1 protein-coding gene and 1 pseudogene are annotated in these 1,261 nt (G+C 46.6%); both read right to left on the bottom strand.

The genetic code is table 11. From position 1 onward, the window contains the following. The coding region (locus JX312_RS13785) for an FGGY family carbohydrate kinase (RefSeq protein WP_204458492.1) at nucleotides 1-1,048 on the bottom strand (1,048 nt) is incomplete at its 3' end. A 6-nt stretch (nucleotides 1,049-1,054) separates the two neighbouring features. Continuing rightward, nucleotides 1,055-1,261, bottom strand: a pseudogene (locus tag JX312_RS13780) (L-arabinose isomerase); the annotation flags it as partial.

The following is a 1,261-nucleotide window of genomic DNA, read 5'->3' as shown; positions in this document are numbered from 1 at the left end:
GTTTCCCGTAGAATCCATCGATATCTACAGGCATACCCATCATTTCCTGAAACTCACGAAAAATTCCTACCCATGCATTCAAATCTGACGTGCAGTTGTTGCAATGCACCATGGCAACGAGCGAACCGTCGGGAGTAGTAACCATATCTATCATCTCATATGGCTTTGAAAGCTCTTTCTCCACGACAATCATCGAAAACGAAGACGTGCCGGCGGATACATTTCCTGTGCGCTGCTTCACGGCATTGGTCGCGACCATACCTGTACCGGCATCACCTTCCGGCGGGCACACAGGCACACCGGACTTCAGATTACCGGATATGTCAAGATGCCGTGCACCCTCTTCCGTCAGGACACCTGCATTTTCACCCGCCAACAGACATTTCGGCAGAATATCTTCAAGCTTCCAAGGGTATGAATATGGAGCCACAAGTTCATCAAACTGCTTTATCATACGTGACGAGTAGTTCTTTGTCTCCGGGTCAACAGGCAACATTCCTGAAGCATCTCCAATGCCCAGAACTCTCTCACCCGTAAGTTGCCAATGTATATAACCGGCAAGTGTGGTAAGAAAATCTATTTCTCCAACATGCTCCTCTTTGTTAAGAATCGCCTGATATAGATGAGATATGCTCCAACGTAACGGTATGTTGTAATTGAAAAGTTCAGACAATTCGGCTGCGGCAACTCCGGTATTGGTATTTCTCCAGGTGCGGAACGGCACAAGAATTCTGCCGTTTTTGTCAAACGGCATATATCCATGCATCATCGCACTGACTCCGATAGCGGAAAGCGTTTCAATCTCCACACCATATTCTTCGACCACATTGGCTCTCAGATCTCGATAACAATCCTGCACTCCGAACCATATGGCGTCAATGCTGTAAGTCCAGAGATTGTCGACAAGCTGGTTTTCCCATTCATGAGAACCCTGGGCAATAGGACGGTTATCCTCATCTATCAATACAGCCTTGATGCGGGTAGACCCGAGTTCTATTCCGAGCACTGCCTTACCCTGTCTTATTGTTTCTTTAGCATCCATGATCAGCAGGGATTAGCAAAGAGACTTGTTGAGCATGTAATATACCTCATTCCAGCGAAGTGTATTCTTGAACTCAGGTATAGTCGTGTTCTTGTCTATAACAGCCATCTCTATGCCAGCAATCTCAGCATAATCCTCCCAATATTCCTGAGAAAGATTATATGAGAAGCAAGAATGGTGTGTGCCTCCTGCAAGAATCCATGCACCTGCCCCTGTCTC

Source organism: Barnesiella sp. CU968 (assembly GCF_905219685.1).
Lineage (GTDB): Bacteria > Bacteroidota > Bacteroidia > Bacteroidales > Muribaculaceae > Lepagella > Lepagella muris_A.
Note: the sequence above shows the minus strand (reverse complement) of the source record. Positions and strands in the feature narration are given on the sequence as shown.